General features: G+C 60.1%; 23 protein-coding genes, 4 tRNA genes and 1 pseudogene. 22 read left to right on the plus strand and 6 right to left on the minus strand.

All coding sequences use genetic code 11. The features are described 5' to 3' along the window. Positions 1 to 26 precede the first annotated feature (26 nt). Positions 27 to 623: a LysE family translocator gene (locus AB4O23_RS23320; RefSeq protein WP_065876935.1), complete on the plus strand. Its 597-nt coding sequence runs from the start codon at positions 27 to 29 to the stop codon at positions 621 to 623. 146 nt (positions 624 to 769) lie between these two features. Here the strand turns inward: AB4O23_RS23320 and AB4O23_RS23325 are convergent. Together AB4O23_RS23325 and AB4O23_RS23330 are read right to left on the minus strand one after the other, a co-directional pair. Next, a tRNA-Asp gene (locus AB4O23_RS23325) sits at positions 770 to 846 on the minus strand. Between the two features lie 19 nt (positions 847 to 865). Next, positions 866 to 941: transfer RNA gene (locus AB4O23_RS23330), tRNA-Val, on the minus strand. A gap of 345 nt (positions 942 to 1,286) precedes the next feature. Here AB4O23_RS23330 and AB4O23_RS23335 point away from each other — a divergent pair. The 7 genes from AB4O23_RS23335 (at position 1,287) to AB4O23_RS23365 (ending at position 6,603) form a co-directional block, all read left to right on the plus strand. Continuing rightward, positions 1,287 to 1,877 carry an amino acid synthesis family protein gene (locus AB4O23_RS23335; protein WP_065876934.1) on the plus strand — a complete coding sequence of 197 codons (591 nt, stop codon included), beginning with the start codon at positions 1,287 to 1,289 and terminating at the stop codon, positions 1,875 to 1,877. Positions 1,878 to 1,921: 44 nt separating this feature from the next. Next, the gene (locus AB4O23_RS23340) at positions 1,922 to 2,755 is read left to right on the plus strand and encodes an alpha/beta fold hydrolase (protein ID WP_017530558.1); all 834 of its coding nucleotides are present in this window, start codon (positions 1,922 to 1,924) and stop codon (positions 2,753 to 2,755) included. Beyond that, positions 2,752 to 4,233 (plus strand): aldehyde dehydrogenase, encoded by a 1,482-nt coding sequence (locus AB4O23_RS23345; protein ID WP_460150275.1) that lies wholly within the window; start codon positions 2,752 to 2,754, stop codon positions 4,231 to 4,233. The genes AB4O23_RS23340 and AB4O23_RS23345 overlap by 4 nt, the downstream gene beginning before the upstream one ends. Before the next feature lie 12 nt (positions 4,234 to 4,245). Next, the gene (locus tag AB4O23_RS23350) at positions 4,246 to 4,731 is read left to right on the plus strand and encodes a flavin reductase family protein (protein ID WP_017530560.1); all 486 of its coding nucleotides are present in this window, start codon (positions 4,246 to 4,248) and stop codon (positions 4,729 to 4,731) included. A gap of 77 nt (positions 4,732 to 4,808) precedes the next feature. Further along, entirely contained in the window at positions 4,809 to 5,198 is a 390-nt protein-coding gene (locus AB4O23_RS23355; protein ID WP_017530561.1) for a carboxymuconolactone decarboxylase family protein, read from the plus strand. A gap of 86 nt (positions 5,199 to 5,284) precedes the next feature. Beyond that, positions 5,285 to 6,037: a GntR family transcriptional regulator gene (locus AB4O23_RS23360; RefSeq protein WP_017530562.1), complete on the plus strand. Its 753-nt coding sequence runs from the start codon at positions 5,285 to 5,287 to the stop codon at positions 6,035 to 6,037. A gap of 2 nt (positions 6,038 to 6,039) precedes the next feature. Next, positions 6,040 to 6,603, plus strand: coding sequence for an NUDIX hydrolase (locus AB4O23_RS23365; protein WP_017530563.1), 564 nt, complete (start codon positions 6,040 to 6,042; stop codon positions 6,601 to 6,603). 3 nt (positions 6,604 to 6,606) lie between these two features. On the opposite strand, the pseudogene AB4O23_RS23370 reads toward AB4O23_RS23365, so the two are convergent. Continuing rightward, a pseudogene (locus AB4O23_RS23370) lies at positions 6,607 to 6,904 on the minus strand (DUF1330 domain-containing protein). 71 nt (positions 6,905 to 6,975) lie between these two features. Between AB4O23_RS23370 and ribBA the strand changes: the two are divergent. From ribBA to AB4O23_RS23395, 5 genes are all read left to right on the plus strand, one after another. Then, positions 6,976 to 8,085, plus strand: coding sequence for a bifunctional 3,4-dihydroxy-2-butanone-4-phosphate synthase/GTP cyclohydrolase II (ribBA, locus tag AB4O23_RS23375; protein WP_460069091.1), 1,110 nt, complete (start codon positions 6,976 to 6,978; stop codon positions 8,083 to 8,085). A 226-nt stretch (positions 8,086 to 8,311) separates the two neighbouring features. Further along, positions 8,312 to 9,337: an ABC transporter substrate-binding protein gene (locus AB4O23_RS23380; protein WP_017530566.1), complete on the plus strand. Its 1,026-nt coding sequence runs from the start codon at positions 8,312 to 8,314 to the stop codon at positions 9,335 to 9,337. Next, positions 9,334 to 10,278, plus strand: a complete 945-nt coding sequence (locus tag AB4O23_RS23385; RefSeq protein ID WP_017530567.1) for an ABC transporter permease — start codon at positions 9,334 to 9,336, stop codon at positions 10,276 to 10,278. The genes AB4O23_RS23380 and AB4O23_RS23385 overlap by 4 nt, the downstream gene beginning before the upstream one ends. A gap of 6 nt (positions 10,279 to 10,284) precedes the next feature. Further along, entirely contained in the window at positions 10,285 to 11,094 is an 810-nt protein-coding gene (locus AB4O23_RS23390; RefSeq protein WP_026067478.1) for an ABC transporter permease, read from the plus strand. A 16-nt stretch (positions 11,095 to 11,110) separates the two neighbouring features. Further along, positions 11,111 to 12,265: an ABC transporter ATP-binding protein gene (locus AB4O23_RS23395; protein WP_017530569.1), complete on the plus strand. Its 1,155-nt coding sequence runs from the start codon at positions 11,111 to 11,113 to the stop codon at positions 12,263 to 12,265. A 266-nt stretch (positions 12,266 to 12,531) separates the two neighbouring features. On the opposite strand, the gene AB4O23_RS23400 is transcribed toward AB4O23_RS23395, so the two are convergent. Further along, the gene (locus tag AB4O23_RS23400) at positions 12,532 to 13,341 is read right to left on the minus strand and encodes a purine-cytosine permease family protein (RefSeq protein ID WP_460060802.1); all 810 of its coding nucleotides are present in this window, start codon (positions 13,339 to 13,341) and stop codon (positions 12,532 to 12,534) included. A gap of 311 nt (positions 13,342 to 13,652) precedes the next feature. Between AB4O23_RS23400 and AB4O23_RS23405 the strand changes: the two genes are divergently transcribed. From AB4O23_RS23405 to AB4O23_RS23430, 6 genes are all read left to right on the plus strand, one after another. Beyond that, the gene (locus tag AB4O23_RS23405; protein ID WP_017530571.1) at positions 13,653 to 14,138 is read left to right on the plus strand and encodes a flavin reductase family protein; all 486 of its coding nucleotides are present in this window, start codon (positions 13,653 to 13,655) and stop codon (positions 14,136 to 14,138) included. A gap of 101 nt (positions 14,139 to 14,239) precedes the next feature. Continuing rightward, entirely contained in the window at positions 14,240 to 15,283 is a 1,044-nt protein-coding gene (locus tag AB4O23_RS23410; protein ID WP_017530572.1) for an LLM class flavin-dependent oxidoreductase, read from the plus strand. Positions 15,284 to 15,348: 65 nt separating this feature from the next. Further along, entirely contained in the window at positions 15,349 to 15,501 is a 153-nt protein-coding gene (locus AB4O23_RS23415) for a hypothetical protein (RefSeq protein ID WP_017530573.1), read from the plus strand. 91 nt (positions 15,502 to 15,592) lie between these two features. After that, positions 15,593 to 16,270: a cysteine hydrolase family protein gene (locus AB4O23_RS23420; RefSeq protein ID WP_017530574.1), complete on the plus strand. Its 678-nt coding sequence runs from the start codon at positions 15,593 to 15,595 to the stop codon at positions 16,268 to 16,270. A gap of 5 nt (positions 16,271 to 16,275) precedes the next feature. Continuing rightward, the gene (locus tag AB4O23_RS23425) at positions 16,276 to 17,637 is read left to right on the plus strand and encodes a purine-cytosine permease family protein (RefSeq protein ID WP_017530575.1); all 1,362 of its coding nucleotides are present in this window, start codon (positions 16,276 to 16,278) and stop codon (positions 17,635 to 17,637) included. Positions 17,638 to 17,864: 227 nt separating this feature from the next. Next, entirely contained in the window at positions 17,865 to 18,476 is a 612-nt protein-coding gene (locus AB4O23_RS23430; RefSeq protein ID WP_116079454.1) for a LysE family translocator, read from the plus strand. A 157-nt stretch (positions 18,477 to 18,633) separates the two neighbouring features. Here AB4O23_RS23430 and AB4O23_RS23435 read toward each other — a convergent pair. Then, positions 18,634 to 18,710, minus strand: a tRNA-Asp gene (locus AB4O23_RS23435). Positions 18,711 to 18,729: 19 nt separating this feature from the next. Next, positions 18,730 to 18,805 (minus strand) — tRNA-Val (locus AB4O23_RS23440). A 159-nt stretch (positions 18,806 to 18,964) separates the two neighbouring features. Here AB4O23_RS23440 and rdgC point away from each other — a divergent pair. The 3 genes from rdgC (at position 18,965) to sugE (ending at position 21,362) form a co-directional block, all read left to right on the plus strand. Next, a complete protein-coding gene (rdgC, locus tag AB4O23_RS23445; protein ID WP_065876930.1) occupies positions 18,965 to 19,885 on the plus strand; it encodes a recombination-associated protein RdgC in 921 nt (306 codons plus the stop codon). Positions 19,886 to 19,976: 91 nt separating this feature from the next. After that, positions 19,977 to 20,942 carry a bile acid:sodium symporter family protein gene (locus tag AB4O23_RS23450; protein ID WP_223496486.1) on the plus strand — a complete coding sequence of 322 codons (966 nt, stop codon included), beginning with the start codon at positions 19,977 to 19,979 and terminating at the stop codon, positions 20,940 to 20,942. Between the two features lie 105 nt (positions 20,943 to 21,047). Beyond that, complete coding sequence (gene sugE, locus AB4O23_RS23455; protein ID WP_017529791.1) at positions 21,048 to 21,362, plus strand: quaternary ammonium compound efflux SMR transporter SugE; 315 nt, start codon at positions 21,048 to 21,050, stop codon at positions 21,360 to 21,362. The last annotated feature ends 73 nt before the right edge of the window (positions 21,363 to 21,435 follow it).

Raw genomic sequence — 21,435 nt, forward strand, 5'->3', positions numbered from 1 at the left:
CGACGCGTCCACTGGGAGCCTGAGCCATGGAATCGTTGTTGCCGTTCCTGCTGTTTGCGATCGTTGCCTCGATCACCCCGGGGCCGACCAATATTCTGGTGCTGAGCCACAGTTCGAGGTGGGGGCTGGGCGCCACACTGCCGATCATTTTTGGCGCATGCATCGCGGCGGCGCTGATTGTGTTTGTCGTCGGGTTCGGCGTGGGCGAGACGCTGCTGCGGTTTCCGCGCGTGCAGCAGGCGATGGCCTGGGCCGGGGTGCTGTGGTTGACTTGGCTGGCCTGGCAGATTTTTCAAAGCGCGCCGCCGTCGCTGAACCCGACTACCCCACGCGACGAGGGCCTGAGCGTGTTCGGTGCCGCGACCCTGCAATTGCTCAACCCAAAAGTCTGGATGATGGCAGTGGCGGTGGCGAGCGTGTTTGTCGGTGGCGGCGACAAGACCACGCGGCTGGTGGTGTTGTCGCTGGTGTTCCTGTTGGTCTCCTTGCCGTGCATGACCCTGTGGGCATTGCTCGGGGTGGCGAGCGCGCGGCTTTTTGGTTCGCCACAGGCGTTCAAACGCGCGAACTATGCACTGGCTTTTTTGCTGCTGGTGTCGGCCTGGCTGACGGTGCTGGCGTAGAGGTCACTGAATAACGTACTTAAATGTGTACTTAAAACCCGTGGCTGGAGATGGATCGCAGCGCAATGCTGCAGACGAAAAAAAGCCCGCTCAATGAGCGGGCTTTCTGTGGTGACCTGGCGTTCAGCGTTCCAGGTTACCGAATATGGCGCAGCGGACGGGACTCGAACCCGCGACCCCCGGCGTGACAGGCCGGTATTCTAACCGACTGAACTACCGCTGCGCGTAACACATGAAGCGAATGGTGGGTGATGACGGGATCGAACCGCCGACCCTCTGCTTGTAAGGCAGATGCTCTCCCAGCTGAGCTAATCACCCTTCGTTTCGGTGTGGGCGGCATAATACAGCAAAAATCTGCAATGTCTTGATTTAAATGCAATTTATTTTAAATATTTTCTGGATAGCACCACAGCCCCCGTAAATACGGGTGTTTGCCCTCAACCCTGGCGCTTTGCGCCGAATGTAGATGCCGTCTACGTGCTGAACGAAGCCGAGGTAGACAGAACCGGCCCGGCCGCAGCGATTGGCTTCAAGCCACGGGACAACTGCCCGCCCTCCCTTTTGTCGTCTTTGGAGCATAAACCCGTTTCCGGGACTTGCACTGCCGGTATTATGGTATACCATCAGACGCATAGACACCCAAACCCCTCTACGGAGCAGCTCATGAGTTTCGAAATCCGCAAGATCGTCAGCTATGTCGAAGAAACCTTTATCGAAGGCGGCAAGGCTACTGACAAGCCTGTGACTATGGTCGGGCTGGCCGTAGTGATGAAAAACCCTTGGCTGGGCCGCGGGTTCGTTGAAGACCTGAAACCGGAAATCCGCGCCAACTGTTCCGACCTCGGTGCGCTGATGGTCGAACGCCTGGTGAACATCATCGGCGGTGCCGAAAAGATCGAAGCCTACGGCAAGGCCGCGGTAGTCGGTGCCGACGGCGAAATCGAGCATGCTTCGGCGGTGATCCACACCCTGCGCTTCGGTAATCACTACCGCGAAGCCGTTAAAGCCAAAAGCTACCTGAGCTTCACTAACAAGCGCGGCGGCCCGGGCACTTCGATCCAGATCCCGATGATGCACAAGGACGATGAAGGCCTGCGTTCGCACTACATCACGCTGGAAATGCAGATTGAAGATGCCCCGCGTGCCGACGAAATCGTGGTGGTTCTGGGCTGCGCCGATGGCGGCCGCCTGCACCCACGCATCGGCAACCGTTATATCGATCTGGAAGAGCTGGCGGCCGAGAACGCTCAGTAATCCAGGTTAGTCACCAAAACAAGAAAGGCATGCAGGAGCGCTCCATGATTCGGCTCACCGCTGAACGCACCCCGGCTGGCACCAGTTACCTGGCGACCGGCCAAGGCCAGCCCGTGGTTTTGATCCACGGCGTGGGCCTGAACAAAGAAATGTGGGGCGGCCAGGTTGTCGGCCTAGCCACGAAGTACCGTGTGATTGCCTACGATATGCTTGGCCATGGCGCCAGCCCGCGCCCGGAAAGCGGCACGCCTCTGCTCGGCTATGCCGATCAGTTGCTGGAGCTGCTCGACCACCTGCAATTGCCCCAGGCGACCGTGATCGGCTTTTCCATGGGCGGGTTGGTCGCGCGGGCTTTTGCCTTGCATTACGCGCAACGCCTGCAAGGCCTGGTGGTGCTCAACAGCGTGTTCAATCGCAGCCCCGAACAGCGTGCCGGCGTCATCGCACGCACCGCTCAAGCGGCCGAGCACGGACCGGATGCCAACGCCGAAGCCGCCCTGTCGCGCTGGTTCAGCCGTGAATATCAGGCGGCCAATCCGGCGCAGATTGCGGCCTTGCGCCAAACCCTGGCAAACAACGACCCTCAGGGTTACCTGACCACCTATAAGCTGTTCGCGACCCAGGACATGTACCGCGCCGACGATCTAGGCAGCATTCAGGTGCCGACACTGATCGCCACCGGTGAGTTGGACCCGGGTTCGACAGCGCAAATGGCCGAGCAATTGGCCGCACGCATTCCCGGCGCGACCGTTGCCGTGCTCGCCGAGCAGCGGCATATGATGCCCGTAGAATCACCGCGCCTGGTCAACCAGCTGCTGCTGGAGTTTCTCGACACCGCGCACTCCCGACAAAACCAAATAAAGGGGATCGTTGCATGACACTCGCACGCTTCCAGATGTGCATCGGCGGTGAATGGGTCGATGCCCTGTCCGGCAAGACCTTTGAAAGCCTAAACCCGGCGCTGGCCCAGCCTTGGGCCGAATTGCCCGACGCCGACGAAGCCGATGTCGAGCGCGCCGTGCAGGCCGCGCAAACCGCTTTCGACAGCTCGGCATGGCGTGGCTTGACCGCCACCGCTCGTGGCAAATTGCTGCGACGCCTGGGCGACCTGATCGCCGAAAACAAAGAACAACTGGCGCAGCTGGAAAGCCGCGACAACGGCAAGCTGATTCGCGAAACCCGTGGCCAGGTCAGCTATCTGCCGGAGTTCTTCCACTACACCGCGAGCCTGGCGGACAAGCTCGAAGGCGGCACTCTGCCGCTGGACAAGCCGGACCTGTTTGCCTACACCGTGCACGAAGCCATGGGTGTGGTCGCCGCAATCATTCCGTGGAACAGCCCGCTGTACCTGACCGCGATCAAACTCGCCCCGGCCCTCGCGGCGGGCAATACGATCGTGATCAAGCCGTCGGAACACGCCTCGGCGACCATCCTTGAACTGGCGCGCCTGGCGCTGCAAGCCGGCATCCCACCGGGCGTCGTCAACGTAGTGACCGGCTACGGCCCGAGCACCGGCGCCGCCCTCACCCGCCACCCGCTGGTGCGCAAGATCGCCTTTACCGGCGGCGCCGCCACGGCACGGCATGTGGTGCGCAGCAGCGCCGAGAACTTCGCCAAGTTGTCCCTGGAACTGGGCGGTAAATCACCGAACATCATCTTTGCCGACGCCGACCTCGACAGCGCCATCAACGGCGCGATTGCCGGGATCTATGCCGCCTCCGGGCAGAGCTGCGTCTCGGGCTCGCGCTTGCTGGTTCAGGATGAAATCTACGACGAATTCGTCGAGCGCCTGGTGGAGCGCGCCCAACGCATTCGCATCGGTAACCCTCAAGACGACGCCAGCGAGATGGGCCCCATGGCCACCGCGCAGCAACTGGCCGTGGTCGAAGGCCTGGTAGCGGTGGCCATCGCCGAAGGCGCGCGCCTGCGCACCGGCGGCAAACGCCCGCAGAACCTCGGCGAAGGCTGGTTCTACGAGCCGACCTTGTTCGAGTGCGACCACAATTCGATGAAGATCATGCAGGAAGAAGTCTTCGGCCCGGTGGCCTCAGTCATCCGCTTCAAGGATGAAGCCCAAGCGCTGGCCATTGCCAACGACTCGCAGTTCGGCCTCGCCGCCGGTATCTGGACCCGCGACCTGGGGCGTGCCCATCGCCTGGCCCGGGACGTTCGTTCGGGGATTATCTGGGTCAACACCTACCGCGCCGTCTCGGCCATGGCGCCGATCGGCGGTTTCAAGAACAGCGGCTATGGACGCGAGAGCGGCATCGATTCGGTGCTGGCCTACACCGAGCTGAAAACGGTGTGGATCAACCTCTCTCAGGCCCCCATGCCTGATCCCTTCGTGATGCGCTAGGAGCCCTGAAAAATGATCGAACCCGGCATTTACAAAGACGTCATGAGCTCGTTCCCATCCGGGGTCACGGTGGTGACCACCCTGAACCAGGACGGTGAGATCGTCGGCATCACCGCCAGCGCCTTCAGTGCGCTGTCGATCGATCCGGCACTGGTGCTGTTCTGCCCCAACTATGCCTCGGACACGTACCCGATTCTGCGTGACAGCAAGCAGTTCGCGATTCATCTGCTATCGGCCGACCAGACTGCCGAAGCCTATGCGTTTGCGGGCAAAGGCAAGGACAAGGCCAAAGGCATCGAGTGGCACTTGAGCGATCTGGGCAACCCGCTGCTGCACAACGCCACGGCGATCATCGAGTGCGAACTGTGGCGTGAATACGACGGCGGCGATCACGCGATCATCGTCGGCGCGGTGAAGAACCTGATTCTGCCCCAGCAACCGGTCACGCCGATGATCTATCACAAAGGCAAGCTGGGCCCGCTACCCACGCTGGCCTGACGATGACATGGGGGCTGCGTCTACCCGCTCAAATACACCTGGATGGGCGGGCTCGATGACTTTGGGAGCACACAGCAATGAACAACGAAAAATATGAAAAAGGCCTGAAAATTCGCACTCAGGTGCTGGGTGAGGCTTACGTGAACCGCTCCATCGAGCAAGCCGACGACTTCACCCGGCCGCTTCAGGAGATGGTCACCGAGTACTGCTGGGGCCACGTCTGGGGGCGTGAGGGTTTGTCGCTTAAAGAGCGCAGCATGATAAACTTGGCAATGATTTCGGCCCTCAATCGGCCTCACGAACTCAAGCTGCATGTACGCGGCGCCTTGCGTAACGGGCTGAGTCGTGAACAAATACGCGAAATTCTGCTTCAGGTCGGTATTTATTGCGGCGTTCCCGCTGCCGTAGACAGTTTCCGGCTCGCCCGTGAAGCGTTCGCCGAAGCCGATGCCGAGGCCTCCAGTTAACCCTTGGCTGTTGTGATGACCTGAGCACGATGATCCTGGATCGACGTGCTCTTTTTGCATGGACAGCCACACTCAGAGCGGACCCCATGAAACGCCTGCCACTCGACGACAGCTTCAAGGTCAATCGCAACCCCGTTACCCTGCGCGAAATCGTGCTGGATAAACTGCGAAGCGCCATCATGAACTTCCAGCTCTTGCCGGGAGATCGTCTGGTTGAACGCGATCTGTGCGATCGCCTGGGCGTCAGCCGCACGTCCGTACGAGAAGCCTTGCGTCATCTGGAATCCGAAGGTCTGGTGGAATTTGCCGACGCCAAGGGCCCACGGGTGGCGATCATTACCCTGGCCGATGCCGTGGATATCTATGAGCTGCGTTGCGTGCTCGAAGGCCTGATCGTCCAGCTGTTCACCCTGCGTGCCAAGGCCAAGGACATCAAGGCCCTGGAAAAAGCCCTCGAGGAAAACCGCAAGGCCCTCAAGGAAGGTGAACTGCAACAGGTGATCGATTCGGTTCAAGGTTTCTACGACGTCCTGCTCGAAGGCTCCGGCAATCATGTCGCGGCCACTCAACTGCGTCAGTTGCAGGCACGGATCAGTTACTTGCGGGCGACATCGGTGTCCCAGCAAAACCGCCGTGGCGCGAGCAATCAGGAAATGGAACGCATGGTCGAAGCGATCAAGAGCGGCGATCCCCTGGCCGCCCACCAGGCTTGTGTCGACCACGTGCGCGCCGCCGCGACTGTCGCGCTCGATTACCTCAAGCGCAAACAGGAAGAGACCGGAAAAATCCCCGAGATCACCCTGCCCATCGCGCTCAAAGAACCTCGCATAGGTCGCTAAGCATGTTCAGCCCGAGCTTTTGTCCAAAGTGCGGCGGCGGTGACCTCGGTTACCAGCTACCACCGGGCGATACGCACGAGCGTCTGATGTGCCGCGGCTGCGACTACATCCATTACGTCAATCCGAAAATCATCGCCGGCTGCATCATCGAGCAGGACGGCAAGTACCTGTTGTGCCAACGCGCGATCCCGCCGCGTCCGGGCACCTGGACGCTGCCGGCGGGCTTCATGGAAGGTGGCGAGACCACCGAGCAGGCAGCACTGCGTGAAGTCTGGGAAGAGAGCGGCGTGCGCGCGGAAATTCTCTCGCCCTACTCGATCTTCAGCGTGCCGAAGATCAGCGAGGTGTACATCATCTTCCGCGCCATCGCGCTGGAAATCACCGGCCAGTACGGGCCGGAAACCCTCGACTACCAATTCTTCGCGCCCGAGGACATTCCTTGGGACAGCATCTATTACCCGGCAATCCGGCAGATCCTCGAACGCTATATCGAGGAGCGCCAGGCCGGGGTCTACGGCATCTACATCGGCAACGACGATACCGGCAAGATCCACTTCATTCGCTGACATCTACTGGGGCGTCACGCCCTCGACAATGATCACCTCAGCCCGGGCCACGCCCTCACGGTGACGTTTCGCCTCCTGATAGGGCTCGCTGTGGTAACAGGGTCAGCGCCTGCTCGTAGGAATCGAACTCGATGACCACGCTGCGTTGCGGTGTCGACCGGCCTTCCATCGCTTCACTGCGCCCACCGCGAGCCAACATCCGCCCGCCATATAAAGCGAACGCCGCCGGAGCGCGCTGGGTGTATTGGCTGTAGTGATCGGGGTCGGTGACATCCACGTGAGCAATCCAGTACGCCTTCATAGTGACCTCTTGGTTTATTTTGTATTATGGTATACCAATAAATATACCCACCAATCACTGAGAGTTCCAGCATGGCCTTCAACAGCATCGAAGAAATCATCGAAGATTACCGGCAAGGCAAGATGGTGCTACTGGTCGATGACGAGGACCGGGAAAACGAAGGCGATCTGCTGCTCGCCGCCGACCGCTGCACCGCCGAGGCCATCAGCTTCATGGCTCGTGAAGCGCGGGGATTGATTTGCCTGACCCTGACCGATGCGCACTGCCAGCGCCTTGACCTGGAGCAAATGGTGCCGAGCAATGGCAGCGTGTTCAGCACCGCGTTCACGGTTTCCATCGAGGCCGCCGTGGGCGTGACCACCGGTATTTCCGCCGCCGATCGGGCGCGTACCGTGGCCGCCGCCGTAGCGGCCCATGCAGGCCCAACGGACATTGTGCAGCCCGGCCATGTCTTCCCGCTACGCGCCAAGGAAGGCGGCGTGCTGACCCGCGCCGGCCACACCGAAGCGGGTTGCGACCTCGCTCGCCTGGCCGGTTTCACGCCCGCCTCGGTGATCGTTGAAGTGATGAACGACGACGGCACCATGGCCCGCCGCCCGGATCTGGAAGTGTTCGCCCGCAAACATGCCATCAAGATCGGCACCATCGCCGACCTGATCCACTATCGCCTCAGCACCGAACACACCGTGGTGCGCATCGGCGAACGCGAGCTGCCGACGGTGCATGGCACCTTCCGCCTGATCACCTTCGAGGACCGCATCGAAGGTGGCGTGCACATGGCGATGGTCATGGGTGACATTCGTCGAACAGAACCCACCCTGGTGCGGGTGCATGTGATCGATCCGCTGCGCGATCTGGTCGGTGCGCAGTACAGCGGCCCGTCCAACTGGACGCTGTGGGCCGCACTGCAACGGGTGGCCGAAGAGGGTCGTGGCGTGGTGGTCGTCTTAGCCAATCACGAATCATCCCAGGCGCTGCTCGAACGCGTCCCTCAACTCACCCAACCGCCAAAACAATTCAGCCGCTCACAATCGCGCATCTATTCTGAAGTAGGGACTGGGGCGCAAATTCTTCAGGAGCTTGGCGTGGGAAAATTGCGTCATCTCGGCCCACCGTTGAAATACGCAGGTTTGACCGGCTACGACCTGGAAGTGGTCGAGAGCATCCCTTTCACCGAATGAGTCCGGGGTTGGCCCCGTTCTACGCAAGTCACTCATAAAGGGCCTGACGGCAAAAAAACCGCTTTTGCGCTGATAGCCGGTACGGCAAAGTGCTTGCACAAAGTTTGGAATACCATAATATGATATTCCATAGGCCAGCTGCTCGTCATTGACCAGATGGACCTACTGCTCCCGATAGGCGGGCACTCGAAGCCCCGCTCATAAACACAACAATGAGGGCGTGAAAATGGTGTTGAACAAACGTGCGACCGCAGTTCTTTTGGCGGGACTGCTGAGTGTGACCAGCCAGGCATTGCTGGCGGCTGAAAGCGTCAACTTCGTGAGTTGGGGCGGCAGCACCCAGGATGCGCAGAAACAGGCCTGGGCCGACCCGTTCAGCAAGGCCAGCGGCATCACCGTGGTGCAGGACGGCCCGACCGACTACGGCAAACTCAAGGCCATGGTTGAAAGTGGCAACGTGCAATGGGACGTGGTCGATGTCGAAGCCGACTTCGCCCTGCGCGCTGCCGCCGAAGGCTTGCTCGAGCCCCTCGATTTCAAAGTCATTCAGCGCGACAAGATCGACCCGCGCTTCGTCAGCGATCACGGCGTCGGCTCGTTTTTCTTCTCCTTCGTCCTCGGCTACAACGAAGGTAAGCTCGGCGCCGGCAAGCCTCAGGATTGGTCCGCGCTGTTCGACACCAAGACCTACCCCGGCAAACGCGCCCTCTATAAATGGCCAAGCCCCGGCGTGCTCGAACTCGCACTGCTGGCCGACGGCGTGCCTGCCGACAAGCTGTATCCGCTGGACCTGGACCGCGCCTTCAAGAAACTCGACACCATCAAGAAAGACATCGTCTGGTGGGGCGGCGGCGCGCAGTCGCAGCAACTGCTGGCCTCCGGTGAAGCAAGCATGGGCCAGTTCTGGAACGGCCGGATTCACGCCCTGCAGGAAGACGGCGCCCCGGTCGGCGTAAGCTGGAAGCAGAACCTGGTCATGGCCGACATCCTGGTCATTCCCAAGGGTTCAAAAAACAAGGACGCGGCGATGAAGTTCCTGGCCAACGCCAGCAGCGCCAAGGGCCAGGCGGACTTCTCCAACCTGACCGCCTACGCTCCGGTCAACGTCGACAGCGTGCAGCGCCTGGACTCGGTGCTGGCGCCTAACCTGCCGACCGCTTACGCAAAGGATCAGATCACGCTTGATTTCGCGTACTGGGCCAAGAACGGTCCGGCCATCGCGACACGGTGGAACGAATGGCTGGTCAAATGAAAATGACGGCCACTGCGTCCCGTCCCTCCACTGCCACCGGGAGCGCGACCAGCGCTGCCGGTTCGGCCCACGGCAAGGCCAGCGCAATAGCGCAAGCCCCGTCCTTCAAACAACGCTGGCGTGGCGCCGGCAATCTGTTGCCGGCGCTGCTGTTCCTCGGCCTGTTCTTTCTCGCGCCGTTGATTGGCCTGTTGTTGCGCGGCGTGCTGGAACCGACCCCGGGCTTTGGCAACTATGAACAACTGTTCGCCAACTCGGCGTACGCAAGGGTGCTGCTCAACACCTTTTCGGTGGCTGGGTTGGTGACGATCTTCAGTCTGTTGCTGGGCTTTCCGCTGGCCTGGGCGATCACGCTGGTGCCACGCGGCTGGGGACGCTGGATCCTCAACATCGTGCTGTTGTCGATGTGGACCAGCCTGCTCGCCCGCACCTATTCGTGGCTGGTGCTGCTGCAAGCCTCGGGGGTGATCAACAAGACCTTGATGGCGCTAGGCATCATCGATCAGCCGCTGGAGATGGTGCATAACCTCACCGGCGTGGTGATCGGCATGAGCTACATCATGATCCCGTTCATCGTGCTGCCGTTGCAGGCGACCATGCAGGCCATCGACCCGATGATCCTGCAGGCCGGCTCCATCTGCGGCGCCAGCCCGTGGACCAACTTCTTCCGGGTGTTCCTGCCGCTGTGCCGGCCGGGCCTGGCGTCCGGCGGGTTGATGGTGTTCGTGATGTCGCTCGGTTACTACGTCACCCCGGCGTTGCTCGGCGGTGCGCAGAACATGATGCTGCCCGAGTTCATCATTCAGCAGGTGCAGTCGTTCCTCAACTGGGGCCTGGCCAGCGCCGGCGCCGCGTTGCTGATCGCGATCACGCTGGTGCTGTTCTACTTCTACCTGAAGCTCCAGCCGGAATCCCCGGTTGGCGCCAGCAATGCGAGGTAAGTCGTCATGCTCCTGACCCCCAATGCCATGAGCCGGCGCATGCGCTTCGGCCTGTATGCGACTACCGGGCTGATTGGTCTGTTCCTGCTGCTGCCGATTGTGTTCATCGTGCTGCTGTCGTTCGGATCGTCGCAATGGCTGGTGTTCCCGCCGCCGGGCTGGACGTTGAAATGGTACGGCCAGTTCTTCTCCAATGCCGACTGGATGAACGCGGCAATGGCCAGCCTCAAGGTCGCGGTGTTGACCACCTTTTTCGCCGTGGCCCTGGGCCTGCCGACAGCGTTCGCCCTGGTGCGTGGCCGCTTCCCCGGCCGCGAAATGCTCTACGGCCTGTTCACCCTGCCGATGATCGTGCCGCTTGTGATCATCGCGGTGGCGGTGTACGCGCTGTTCCTGAAACTGGGTTACACCGGCACCCTGTTCGCGTTCGTGGTCAGCCACGTCATCGTCGCGCTGCCGTTCACCATCATCTCGATTATCAATTCGCTGAAGCTGTTCGATCAGTCGATCGAGGATGCGGCGGTGATCTGCGGCGCCTCGCGCCTGCAAGCGGTGTTCAAGGTGACCTTTGCGGCGATCCGTCCGGGCATGGTGGCCGGCGCCCTCTTCGCCTTTCTCGTCTCGTGGGACGAAGTGGTGCTGAGCGTGATGATGGCCAGCCCGACCCTGCAAACCCTTCCCGTGAAAATGTGGACCACCCTGCGCCAGGACCTGACGCCCGTGATCGCCGTCGCCTCGACGCTGCTGATCGGCCTCTCGGTATTGGTCATGGTGATCGCCGCCGCTCTGCGCCGGCGCAACGAAATCAGCGCCTGAGCGCCAGGAGTACGACATGAGTGCAGTGATCAAAAATTCCGCCCAGCACCACGACACACCGCTGGTCAGCCTGCGCAACCTGAACAAGTACTACGGCGACTTTGCCGCCGTGGACGACATCTCGCTGGACATCAAGGACGGTGAATTCCTGACTTTCCTCGGCTCCAGCGGCTCGGGCAAAAGCACCACGCTGTCGATGCTCGCCGGCTTCGAAACCCCGAGCAGCGGCGAAATCCTGGTCAACAGCCAGTCGCTGGTGAACGTGCCGCCGCACAAGCGCGACATCGGTATGGTGTTCCAGCGCTACTCGCTATTCCCGCACCTGTCGGTACGCGACAACATCGCGTTCCCGTTGGCCATCCGCAAACTGGCCGCCGCCGAACGCGAGCGCCGGGTGGATGCAATGCTTAAACTGGTGCAGCTCGAGCAGTTCGCCCATCGCCGCCCTTCACAACTGTCCGGTGGCCAGCAGCAACGGGTCGCCATTGCCCGTGCGCTGGTTTACGAACCACGCATCCTGCTGATGGACGAACCGCTCGGTGCCCTGGACAAGAAACTGCGCGAAGACCTGCAAGATGAACTGCGCCAGCTGCATCGGCGCCTGGGCATCACCATCGTCTACGTGACCCACGACCAGGAAGAAGCCATGCGTTTGTCCCAGCGCATCGCGATCTTCAGTCACGGCAAAATCGTTGGCTTGGGCAGTGGCTATGACCTTTACCAAAATCCGCCAAATGCCTTCGTTGCCTCGTTCCTCGGCAACTCGAACTTTCTCAAACTCAAAGCCCAGGGCAATGCGGTCGCTTCGTTTGAAGGTCAGTCTCTGTCGATTCGCCTGAGCGCAGGGCTGCAGACCGATCAAGATGTTTTGCTGATGGTACGACCGGAGAAAGCGTTGGCCTTGAGTGCCGAGCAGGCCACGCAGGAACCGTTGGCGGCGGGCTGGAATGAAGTGTCGGCCAAGGTCGTGGAGGTGCTGTTTCTGGGTGAAAGCCAGACTTGCAGCGTGGTCACTGGCGGTGGCACGTCGATGACGGTCAAGGCACTCTCCGCTGCGGGCATGCCGCTCAAGGCCGGCGATCCGGTGTTGGTACGTTGGGCCACCGCCGATGCATGCGTTTATACCGAATGGGCCGAGAGCGATCTGAACAAGGCTGCTGGCGCTCATTGATCCTCAAGCGGCCCATGCCAGTGGGCCGCGCGTTATCGGTCACCCTTGGGCCGCTGCAACGTCGGGTTGCAGCGGCCTTTTTTTATCTCACTCTCCCCTCTGCCTGACTCTTTGCTTTTAAGAACAAAGGTCCCGGATCGCCACGAACACAGCACTCGAACTCGGTACCAATCAACTGTGCGCCTTCAACTCCCCCTCTGTTTGCCATCCAAACGAAAATGCCCGGCACAGGCCGGGCATTTCACACATACAGAACACGAGTTTGATTAATCGGCATAACCGAATCTGGAAGCTTTGCGCGCGTGCACTTGGCTGCGGGTAGCCAGGCAGTAATACAACGGGCAAGTCACCACCAACCCCACCAGCCACGACAGATCAGCCCCTTGCACCCAATTGGCATACGGCCCGACATACAACGACGTATTGGCAAACGGCAACTGCACAATAATCCCGATGAAATACGCAACGATCGCATGCAGGTTGAAACCGCCGCGGGTGAAGAAGTCCGCGGGCAAGTCATGAGCGAAGACGTATAGGAAACCGGCGAGCAAGGCACTGCCCATGACCCAGCTGCCAATGCGATTGAGGGTGTGAATGAAGCGGTAACCGATCACCCCGATCGCGGTGGCGCTCAAGGCGCCGATGAGGATGCTCGCCGGCACCGGAACCGAAGGCACGATACCGACAATGGACTTGCCGGCCAGCACGATATTGGAGATGAAAAAGCCGATGTAGATAATCGCCGCAAAGCACACGATCAGCAGCGCACCATAACGGCCGAACTGGCCGCGGCTCTGGACCATCTGCGCAATCCCCATGCGCGGACCTTGCGCCGACGCCAGGGCAATCACCTGACCGCCGACCATATGCCCGAGCGCGATCGCCAGCAGCCCCCAGAACAGGTCGAGGTGGAACACCTGAACCACCATGGCACCGGTCACGATGGGCAACGGCGCGATGTTGGTACTGAACCATAAAGTGAAAAGGTCGCGGGCCTTCCCGTGGCGTTCCGCGAGTGGAACGTAATCGACCGTGTGATTCTCGATGAGGGGGTCTCGCCGGGACATCTGGCACATGTGCATGAACTCTAGTTTGTCTGATCTTATAGTTGTACGAAGCCAAACCGGGGAGCTCTTTGGCCACCCCTCAGATGCAAACCATATTATGGTACTCCAAACTTTTAACAAGGCTGACCCGATGTTTTAGAACCCATCTGAGCCGCAACCTTAAAGCGACAGCGCGTGTTCAATCGGGCTAAAAGCCCAGTAAACATTAGCTAAAAGACCAAAGGCGTACGTTTATTGGGTCCAAAAAAAGCCCTTGCAAAGCATGTATTACGGTATACCATAAGACTACAAACACATAAACACCGCCAGAGGACCCTCCCATGATCGATGCCGCCATCTACAAACAAGTGATGGGTTCGTTTCCTTCCGGGGTGACGGTGATCACCACGCTGGATGACGATGGCCAAATCGTCGGCCTGACCGCCAGCGCCTTCAGCTCTCTGTCCATGGACCCGGCCCTGGTGCTGTTCTGCCCCAACTACAGCTCCGATTCCTATCCAGTACTCATCAAGAACAAACGCTTTGCCATTCACGTCCTGTCCGGCGGCCAGCAGAGCGAAGCCTATGCCTTCGCGCGCAAAGGCAAAGACAAGGCGCAAGGCATCGAATGGACATTGAGCGAACTGGGCAACCCGATTCTGGCTAACGCCACGGCGGTGATCGAATGCGAGCTGTGGCGCGAATATGAAGGGGGCGACCACGCAATCATGGTCGGCGCGGTGAAGAACCTGATCGTGCCCCAGCACAACGCCGGGCCACTGGTGTATTGCCACGGCAAAATGGGCGCCCTGCCTGCCGTCGCCTGATCCAGACGTATTTTGCGCATAGTGCGAATTTCGATTATTCAATAAGCCGCCAGCCGACTCCCGATCGACAGGCCAACAACAAAAGATCCGAGGTAAGCGTCATGAAGTTTTCCCTGTTCGTGCACATGGAACGTTGGGACGAAAGTGTCAGCCACCGTCAGCTGTTCGACGACTTGACCGAACTGACCCTGATGGCCGAAGCGGGTGGTTTCAGCACCGTCTGGATCGGCGAACACCACGCCATGGAATACACCATCTCGCCGAGCCCTATGCCGCTGTTGGCCTACCTGGCCGCCAAGACCACCACCATTCACCTCGGCGCCGGCACCATCATCGCGCCGTTCTGGCACCCGTTGCGGGTCGCGGGCGAATGCGCCTTGCTGGACGTGATCAGTAACGGTCGCATGGAAGTCGGTCTGGCCCGTGGCGCTTATCAGGTGGAGTTCGACCGAATGGCCGGTGGCATGCCCGCCTCCTCCGGCGGCCAGGCGCTGCGCGAGATGGTTCCGGTGGTGCGCGCCCTGTGGCAAGGCGATTACGCCCACGATGGCGATATCTGGAAATTCCCGACCTCCACCAGCGTGCCCAAGCCGATCCAGAAGCCTAATCCGCCTATGTGGATCGCCGCTCGCGATCCGGACTCGCATAACTTCGCCGTGGCCAACGGCTGCAACGTCATGGTCACGCCGCTGATGAAGGGCGACGAAGAAGTCCTCGATCTGAAGAACAAATTCCAGGCCGCGCTGGATAACAACCCGGACGTGCCACGCCCGCAACTGATGGTGCTGCGTCACACCCACGTTCACGCGGCCGACAACCCCGAGGGCTGGAAAGTCGGGGCCAAGGCGATCTCGCGTTTCTATCGCACCTTCGATGCCTGGTTCGGCAACAAGGTAACGCCGGTCAACGGCTTCCTGGAACCGAGCCCGGAAGAGAAGTTCGCCGAGCGCCCGGAGTTCCAACTGGAGAGCCTGCACAAGACCGCCATGATCGGCACCCCGGAAGAAATCATCCCGCGCATCAAGTACTACCAGCAATTGGGTGTCGACGAATTCAGCTTCTGGTGCGATAACAGCCTGCCTCACGCGGAAAAGAAAAAATCCCTGGAGCTGTTCATCAAACACGTGGTCCCGGCGTTCCGCTGAAAGTCCACCACCCCGGCCCCTCGGACGCAAAGCCAGGGGCCGCCTGACGTGTAGGGTCGATTCCAATGATCAATGATCGCCGCCCATCACTCGCCCTTCCCTCCGGCGCCGAGCAGGCTTACCTGCGCGGCGAATCGACCGTTTCACATCTGCATTTCAAGCGCCTGCGCGCCAGCGTGACTGCCAAGCAGAACGGTTTCTGGCAACCCGTTTATTGAGCTGACCCGAACTGGAATTCACGCACCCGCGTCTCTTCAAAACGAGGCGTGCCCGGTGCTTTGTGCTTCGGCCCATGATCAGGTTTGCTCAATGAATAATAAAAATGCGCTGTTGATCATCGACATGCAGCAGGAGGACGGATTCGTCCTGGAACACTTCGACACCGTGGCGGCCAACACCGTCGCCCTGCTCAAGACCGCCCGCCGCCAGCGGGTGCCTGTCATCTATACCCGTCACATCAATCAGGCCGACGGCAGTGACCTGCCGCGCGGCGAACCGCGGGCGGCCGACGGCGGCCCCAGCAGCTATCGCGCGGGCACCCGCCAAGTGGAAATCCTCGAACTTTTGGCGCCGCAGCCTGATGAGCTCGTTATCGACAAGAGCCGTTACAGCGCCTTCCACCGCACCGACCTGGATGGCCGGCTCAAGGCGCTCGGGGTCGATACCCTGATCGTCTGCGGCGTGTTGACCGATGTTTGCGTGCTCAGCACGGTGTTCGACGCCTTCGCCCTGGGTTATCAGATTCGGCTGGTCAGCGATGCCTGCACCACGACCACACTGGCGGGGCATTACTCGGCGCTGCTGATGATGGCCAACTGGATCTACGCCATGGAAATCCTGACCGGCGCCGAATGCCTGCGAGCCCTGGAGAACCGCGATTATCTAAGCCTGATCCCCGAGCGCCCAGACCTGTTCGCCCACCAGCCCCATGAGCTGGAACGCACCATCGCCCGCTTGCAAACCCATCTCGCCCGGACTCAGGAGTAATCGCCATGCAAGTTGAAAAAAGAAGCATCGATTTCATCCCTGAGGCTGAACGCCATGGCCAACCCGGCTCGCTGTTCTTCATCTGGTTTGGCGCCAACATGAACATCACGACCATTGCGTCCGGCGTGTTGCCGGTCGTGATGGGGCTCAATCTGTTCTGGAGCGCGCTGGCGATCATCATCGGTTCGCTGCTGGGGGCCATCTTCATGGCCTCCCATTCTGCCCAGGGACCGAAACTGGGCATCCCGCAAATGATCCAGAGCCGGGCGCAATTCGGCGTGCTGGGGGCGGTATTGCCGCTGCTGTTCGTGATGCTGATCTACCTGGGGTTTTTCGTCAGCAACACCTTGCTCGCCGCCCAGGCATTGGAGTCCGTCAGCCCGTTGCCGGCCACCGGCAACATCTACCTGATCGGGGCATTGTGCTTTGTCGTCGCGCTCTACGGTTATCGCCTGATTCACCGCTTGCAGAAGCTGCTGTCGATCCTTTCGCTGCTGGTGTTTATCGGCGCGACCGTGTCAGCGCTCCAGTTGCCAATTCCTGCGGAGCAATGGCTGCCAACCGACTTCTCGTTGTCGAAGTTCCTGGTGGCGGTGAGCATCGCCGTGACCTGGCAACTGTCCTACGCGCCGTACGTGGCCGACTACTCGCGTTACTTGCCGAGTAGCACGCCAACCGCAAAAGTGTTCTGGTACAGCTACGTCGGCACGGTCAGCGGCGGTGCCTGGATGATGATTTTAGGGGCGATTCTCAGCGTCGGTATCACGGGCTTTTCCAGTAACGTCGGCAGCCATATCGCCGGCCTGTTTGGGAGCGGCGCGCTGCTGCTGTTCGCCTTCATCGTCTATGGCCAGGTGTCGATCAATGTGTTCAACCTGTACGGCGCCTTTATGTCGACCATCACCGTGATCGAACCCTTTGCCCAGCTCAAGGTGACACCTCGTGTACGCGGCCTGTTCATGCTGCTGATCAGCCTGGTGGCCACAGCCTTGTGCACCATCAGTCAGGACGACTTCATCAACTTTTTCCTCAATTTCATTTTCTTCATGAGCTACTTCCTGATCCCTTGGACGGCAATCAATCTGGTGGATTACTACTGCCTGCGCAAAGGGCAGTACCGGATCGATGACATCTTCGACAAGGACGGGATCTACGGGCGCATCAACTGGATCGCTTGCGGCAGTTTCGTGCTGGCGATCGCGCTGGAAATCCCCTTCATGAACACCACGTTGTATGTCGGCCCGGTGGCCAACGCCCTGGATGGCGTAGACCTGGCGTGGATGGTCGGGTTGCTGGTACCCGCCCTGAGTTACTACTGGCTGATGAAACTCGGCAAGCGTGCCCAGGGGGTGGGCGAGATGTCTTGAGTGTGAGGCAGGGCAGCAGGTGTAAGGCCAACATCGATCGGTAGCCAACATGCCCTTGCTCGCAGGTTTGTGATGGATCATCGGGGCGCAACGATGCCTCGATGATCAGGTCTGTTTTCGGATCGAGGTCTTGATCGGGGCACAGGGAGCAAACGACCGTGTTGTTTCGCTGCTCACCCGGTGCGAATATTTCGCTTTATGTACCAGGCAATAGGGAGGCTTCGAACGTGAGCGCTACTGCTTCAATCTGGTTATTTGTCGTGCCATTCGCCATTGCAGCCGCAATCCCCGGCCCTGCTCAGGGAGCCCTGCTCGGCCAAGTGGTGTCGCGCGGCGCAAGGTCTACGATACCCTTCATCGGCGGTATGGTGCTGGGAAATGCGGCCTGGCTGGTGGTTGCCACCCTCGGTCTTGCGGCGCTGGCACTGCAGTTCGAGCATGTGTTCATCGCGGTGAAATGGCTGGGTGTTGCCTTTATTCTGTTCATCGCATGGAGCCTATGGTGCAAGAGCACCGAACAACCTCAAGCACCTCCCAAGCGCTCAGTGGGCCGAGGCCTTCTTGCAGGCGCTGTGCTGACCCTGAGCAATCCAAAGGCGGTGGTATTTTTCGGCGCGGTGTTGCCTCATGCATTTGATCTGACGGCTCTGTCCTGGCCCGAAGTCCTCTTTATCACCGCACTCGGCATTGGGATTGATCTGACCATCCAATTGGCTTACCTGGTTACCGCATCGCGAATCAAGTGCGCCCTCCAGTCACCCAAGGCAATGAAGCGTCTGAACAGAACATCCGCCGGCGTAATGACTGGCTGTGCGGGCTGGATGGCTGTTTCACACTGATCTGCTTGCAGCAATGTTCACCGTTGAAGTCTACGCCGCCCCAGGTTGGCCTTTTGCATCAAGGATGAAATGCGCAATGCTGCAGACGAAAAAAAGCCCGCTCAATGAGCGGGCTTTCTGTGGTGACCTGGCGTTCAGCGTTCCAGGTTACCGAATATGGCGCAGCGGACGGGACTCGAACCCGCGACCCCCGGCGTGACAGGCCGGTATTCTAACCGACTGAACTACCGCTGCGCGTAACACATGAAGCGAATGGTGGGTGATGACGGGATCGAACCGCCGACCCTCTGCTTGTAAGGCAGATGCTCTCCCAGCTGAGCTAATCACCCTTCGTCTCGGTGTGGCGCGCATTCTACGGAGCGACCCTGGGTCTGGCAAGCACTTTCTTAAATCTTTTTTTTGAGGCCTTCCAATGGCTTAGGCAGGGTTGGCCTGGGGCGTTATCAAGAGAATAATGCCCCCCTTTGTATAAAGGAGAGACTCACCCCATGTGGTTCAAGAACCTGCTTATCTATCGCCTGACCCAAGATCTGCCTGTTGATGCCGAGGCGTTGGAGACTGCAATGGCCACCAAACTGGCGCGCCCTTGTGCAAGCCAGGAGTTGACCACTTACGGTTTCGTCGCGCCTTTTGGTAAAGGCGAAGACGCTCCCCTGGTACACGTCAGCGGAGATTTCTTGCTGATCGCCGCACGCAAGGAAGAACGCATTTTGCCGGGTAGCGTGGTACGTGACGCGCTCAAAGAGAAAGTCGAAGAGATCGAGGCCGAGCAGATGCGCAAGGTCTATAAGAAGGAACGCGACCAGCTCAAGGATGAAATCATCCAGGCCTTCCTGCCGCGCGCGTTTATCCGTCGCTCGTCGACCTTCGCCGCCATCGCGCCGAAACAAGGCTTGATCCTGGTGAACTCGGCCAGCCCCAAACGCGCCGAAGACTTGCTGTCGACCCTGCGTGAAGTGATCGGCACCCTGCCGGTACGCCCACTCACCGTAAAAACCGCACCGACGGCGATCATGACCGACTGGGTGACCACCCAAAAACCTGCCGATGACTTTTTTGTCCTCGACGAGTGCGAACTGCGCGACACTCATGAAGACGGCGGCATCGTGCGCTGCAAGCGCCAGGACCTGACCGGCGAAGAGATCCAACTGCACCTGACCACCGGCAAGGTCGTGACGCAACTGTCCCTGGCGTGGCAGGACAAGCTGTCCTTCATACTCGACGACAAAATGACCGTCAAACGCCTGAAGTTCGAGGACCTGTTGCAAGACCAGGCGGAACAGGATGGCGGCGACGAGGCCCTGGGCCAACTGGATGCCAGCTTTACCCTGATGATGCTGACCTTCGGCGAATTCCTGCCGGCGTTGGTTGAAGCGTTGGGCGGCGAAGAGACCCCACAGGGCATTTAAAGCCATGTGAATCAAACTGTGGGAGGGGGCTTGCTCCCTGCCACATTTGATAGGTGTTCAACTTCAAGAATCTGATAACAAGGACATCCCCATGCGCGCACTCGCCGCCCTGAGCCGCTTCGTCGGCAATACCTTCGCCTACTGGGTGCTGATTTTTGCCGTGCTGGCCTTCCTTGAACCCGGTTGGTTCGTCGGCCTGAAAAGCACCATCGTCCCGCTGCTGGGCCTGGTGATGTTCGGCATGGGGCTGACCCTCAAACTCGATGACTTCGCCGAAGTCGCGCGCCACCCATGGCGAGTGGCGCTCGGCGTGGTTGCGCACTTTGTGATCATGCCGGGCGTGGCCTGGTTGTTGTGCCAAGTGTTCCACCTGCCGCCGGAAATAGCCGTCGGCGTGATCCTCGTCGGGTGCTGCCCAAGCGGCACCTCGTCCAATGTAATGACGTGGCTGGCACGCGGCGATTTGGCGCTGTCGGTGGCCATCGCGGCCGTCACCACCCTCCTCGCCCCACTGCTCACGCCGGCGCTGATCTGGCTGCTGGCCTCGGCCTGGTTGCCCGTGTCGTTCATGGAACTGTTCTGGTCGATCCTGCAAGTGGTGCTGCTGCCGATCGTGCTCGGCGTGGTTGCACAACGCCTGCTCGGCGAGCGGGTGCGTCATGCCGTGGAGGTGTTGCCGCTGGTGTCGGTGATCAGCATCGTGATCATCGTTGCGGCGGTGGTTGCCGCCAGCCAGGCGAAGATCGCCGAGTCGGGCCTGTTGATCATGGCCGTGGTGATGTTGCACAACAGCTTCGGTTTCTTGCTGGGTTACTTCACAGGCCGCGTGTTCAGGTTGCCATTGGCGCAACGCAAGTCGCTGGCGCTGGAGGTGGGCATGCAGAACTCCGGGCTGGGCGCTGCGCTGGCCAGCGCGCACTTCTCGCCACTGGCGGCGGTGCCGAGTGCGCTGTTCAGCGTCTGGCACAATATTTCCGGGGCGTTGCTGTCGACCTACTTCCGTCGCATGAGCGAAAAGGAAGACCGGCGCATGGTGGAGAACACTCCGCAAACTTGATCGCCCGATCCGTTTTCGGCACTCTACGGGCTTCGCGGGGACGACCTCGCGACGCCAACGAGCGTTGAATCCGGGGACGACCCCGCCTGAAGAAGCGAGGTCATCATGTCCTGGATCATTCTGTTTTTTGCCGGGTTGTTCGAAGTCGGCTGGGCCGTGGGCCTTAAGTACACCGACGGTTTCAGCAAGCCGCTGCCCACTGCCCTCACGATTGTCGCCATGGCCATCAGCCTCGGCCTGCTGGGGCTGGCAGTCAAAGAGCTGCCACTGGGTACCGCCTATGCCGTATGGACTGGCGTAGGCGCCGTGGGTACGGTGATTGCGGGCATTGTCCTGTTTGGTGAATCCATGGCGTTGTTTCGGTTGGCCAGTGTGGCCTTGATCATTTGCGGGCTCATTGGTCTCAAGATCAGCACTTAGGCCACTGCCGCTTCCCAGAGCGAGCCCCACATTTTGATGTGTGAATGTGGGGCTTGCTCCCGATGAGGCCGAC

It is taken from the genome of Pseudomonas sp. H2_A10 (genome assembly GCF_054680085.1).

Excerpts from the sequence above, each read along its gene's own strand:
- AB4O23_RS23320 (WP_065876935.1), top strand. The coding sequence starts at position 27 with ATGGAATCGTTGTTGCCGTTCCTGCTGTTTGCGATCGTTGCCTCGATC.
- AB4O23_RS23335 (WP_065876934.1), top strand. The coding sequence starts at position 1,287 with ATGAGTTTCGAAATCCGCAAGATCGTCAGCTATGTCGAAGAAACCTTT.
- AB4O23_RS23340 (WP_017530558.1), top strand. The coding sequence starts at position 1,922 with ATGATTCGGCTCACCGCTGAACGCACCCCGGCTGGCACCAGTTACCTG.
- AB4O23_RS23345 (WP_460150275.1), top strand. The coding sequence starts at position 2,752 with ATGACACTCGCACGCTTCCAGATGTGCATCGGCGGTGAATGGGTCGAT.
- AB4O23_RS23350 (WP_017530560.1), top strand. The coding sequence starts at position 4,246 with ATGATCGAACCCGGCATTTACAAAGACGTCATGAGCTCGTTCCCATCC.
- AB4O23_RS23355 (WP_017530561.1), top strand. The coding sequence starts at position 4,809 with ATGAACAACGAAAAATATGAAAAAGGCCTGAAAATTCGCACTCAGGTG.
- AB4O23_RS23360 (WP_017530562.1), top strand. The coding sequence starts at position 5,285 with ATGAAACGCCTGCCACTCGACGACAGCTTCAAGGTCAATCGCAACCCC.
- AB4O23_RS23365 (WP_017530563.1), top strand. The coding sequence starts at position 6,040 with ATGTTCAGCCCGAGCTTTTGTCCAAAGTGCGGCGGCGGTGACCTCGGT.
- ribBA (WP_460069091.1), top strand. The coding sequence starts at position 6,976 with ATGGCCTTCAACAGCATCGAAGAAATCATCGAAGATTACCGGCAAGGC.
- AB4O23_RS23380 (WP_017530566.1), top strand. The coding sequence starts at position 8,312 with ATGGTGTTGAACAAACGTGCGACCGCAGTTCTTTTGGCGGGACTGCTG.
- AB4O23_RS23385 (WP_017530567.1), top strand. The coding sequence starts at position 9,334 with ATGAAAATGACGGCCACTGCGTCCCGTCCCTCCACTGCCACCGGGAGC.
- AB4O23_RS23390 (WP_026067478.1), top strand. The coding sequence starts at position 10,285 with ATGCTCCTGACCCCCAATGCCATGAGCCGGCGCATGCGCTTCGGCCTG.
- AB4O23_RS23395 (WP_017530569.1), top strand. The coding sequence starts at position 11,111 with ATGAGTGCAGTGATCAAAAATTCCGCCCAGCACCACGACACACCGCTG.
- AB4O23_RS23400 (WP_460060802.1), bottom strand. The coding sequence starts at position 13,341 with ATGTGCCAGATGTCCCGGCGAGACCCCCTCATCGAGAATCACACGGTC.
- AB4O23_RS23405 (WP_017530571.1), top strand. The coding sequence starts at position 13,653 with ATGATCGATGCCGCCATCTACAAACAAGTGATGGGTTCGTTTCCTTCC.
- AB4O23_RS23410 (WP_017530572.1), top strand. The coding sequence starts at position 14,240 with ATGAAGTTTTCCCTGTTCGTGCACATGGAACGTTGGGACGAAAGTGTC.
- AB4O23_RS23415 (WP_017530573.1), top strand. The coding sequence starts at position 15,349 with ATGATCAATGATCGCCGCCCATCACTCGCCCTTCCCTCCGGCGCCGAG.
- AB4O23_RS23420 (WP_017530574.1), top strand. The coding sequence starts at position 15,593 with ATGAATAATAAAAATGCGCTGTTGATCATCGACATGCAGCAGGAGGAC.
- AB4O23_RS23425 (WP_017530575.1), top strand. The coding sequence starts at position 16,276 with ATGCAAGTTGAAAAAAGAAGCATCGATTTCATCCCTGAGGCTGAACGC.
- rdgC (WP_065876930.1), top strand. The coding sequence starts at position 18,965 with ATGTGGTTCAAGAACCTGCTTATCTATCGCCTGACCCAAGATCTGCCT.
- AB4O23_RS23450 (WP_223496486.1), top strand. The coding sequence starts at position 19,977 with ATGCGCGCACTCGCCGCCCTGAGCCGCTTCGTCGGCAATACCTTCGCC.
- sugE (WP_017529791.1), top strand. The coding sequence starts at position 21,048 with ATGTCCTGGATCATTCTGTTTTTTGCCGGGTTGTTCGAAGTCGGCTGG.